Here is a 1838-nt window from a genome sequence, read left to right on the forward strand (position 1 = left end):
CCATCACGGCATCGATAGCTCCAGTGTTGAGACTGTCATACATAGATGAACCATCTGAAAAGGTTTTAATCTTGTAGCCGTATTTGCTTTGGTTCTCTGTTAGGAAAGTTTGAGAAGCAGTCCCGTTTTTAACACCAACTGTCTTATCCCTGAGATCCTCATAAGAAGCAATGGTGCTTGATTCTTTCACACCGAGAATGGTATTAGCAGTATAGTAGGAGTCAGAGAAGTCAAAGGTGGCTTTACGAGCGTCAGTGACAGACATACCTGCGATCATTCCATCTGCTTGTCCAGATTGAACTGCGTTAATAGCTGCGTCAAATCCTGGATTGGTAATCTTGATTTCGAGACCTTGGTCTTTGGCAATAGCCTTAATCAAATCCATATCTATACCAGTATACTCGTTGTTTGAATTTTGAAATACAAAAGGTGCAAAGGATGAATCACTTGCAATAATATACTCTGATTTAACAGTGTCAGCTTTTGCTATTCCTAGTGAGAAAATGGGAAATAAAATGAGCAAACATGCTAGGATTTTTTTCTTCATTTTTAGTCTCCTTTCTGAATATTTTTTAATTATAACAGAAAAAAAGCCAGAAGGCAAATTTTAATGATTTTCATGTAAGAAGATGTGACATAAAAGTGCGAATTTGCTAAATCAATAGATAAAGAATCTAATGGAATTTATGGTAAAATAGAAGAAATAAAAGGCATGCGAGGCAATTATGATCAATCGAATTACAGATAATAAATTTAAACTAGTATCAAAATATGAACCTTCAGGAGATCAACCCCAAGCAATCGAGCAGTTGGTTGACAATATCGAGGGTGGAGAGAAAGCTCAAATCCTCATGGGGGCGACTGGTACAGGGAAGACCTATACCATGAGTCAGGTCATTTCCAAAGTCAATAAACCGACTTTGGTCATTGCCCATAACAAAACCCTAGCTGGTCAGCTCTATGGGGAGTTTAAGGAATTTTTCCCTGAAAATGCTGTTGAGTACTTTGTTTCATACTATGACTATTACCAACCCGAGGCTTATGTCCCTTCGAGTGATACCTATATTGAGAAGGATAGCTCGGTCAATGACGAGATTGACAAGCTCCGTCACTCAGCGACTTCAGCCCTTCTGGAGCGCAATGATGTCATTGTTGTGGCTTCTGTTTCTTGTATTTATGGTCTGGGTTCGCCAAAGGAATACGCTGACAGTGTTGTTAGTCTCCGTCCAGGTCTTGAGATTTCGCGTGATAAACTCTTGAATGATTTGGTCGATATCCAGTTTGAACGCAATGATATTGATTTCCAACGGGGAAGATTTCGTGTGCGTGGGGATGTGGTGGAGATTTTCCCAGCATCTCGTGATGAGCATGCCTTTCGTGTTGAGTTTTTCGGGGATGAGATTGACCGTATCCGTGAAGTTGAAGCTTTGACAGGTCAGGTATTGGGAGAAGTGGATCATTTGGCGATTTTCCCTGCCACTCACTTTGTGACCAATGACGACCACATGGAGGTTGCTATTGCCAAGATTCAAGCAGAGTTAGAAGAGCAGTTAGCTGTCTTTGAGAAGAAAGGCAAACTGCTAGAGGCCCAGCGTTTGAAACAACGGACAGAGTATGATATTGAGATGTTACGTGAGATGGGTTATACAAATGGGGTTGAGAACTATTCTCGTCACATGGATGGTCGTAGCGAAGGAGAGCCTCCTTATACGCTTCTCGACTTTTTCCCAGATGATTTCTTGATCATGATTGATGAAAGCCACATGACCATGGGGCAGATCAAGGGCATGTACAATGGAGACCGCTCTCGTAAGGAAATGTTGGTCAATTATGGTTTC

1 protein-coding gene and 1 pseudogene are annotated in these 1838 nt (G+C 41.2%); one reads left to right on the forward strand and one right to left on the reverse strand.

All coding sequences use genetic code 11. The annotated features are described in order from the left end of the window. Positions 1-484 (reverse strand): annotated as a pseudogene (locus SORDD16_RS11645) (transporter substrate-binding domain-containing protein); the annotation flags it as partial. 241 nt (positions 485-725) lie between these two features. On the opposite strand from SORDD16_RS11645, the gene SORDD16_RS03735 reads away from it, so the two are divergent. Continuing rightward, the coding region (locus SORDD16_RS03735) for a DEAD/DEAH box helicase family protein (RefSeq protein ID WP_164966480.1) at positions 726-1838 on the forward strand (1113 nt) is incomplete at its 3' end.

Source organism: Streptococcus oralis, assembly GCF_001578945.1.
Taxonomy (GTDB): Bacteria; Bacillota; Bacilli; order Lactobacillales; family Streptococcaceae; genus Streptococcus; species Streptococcus oralis_Q.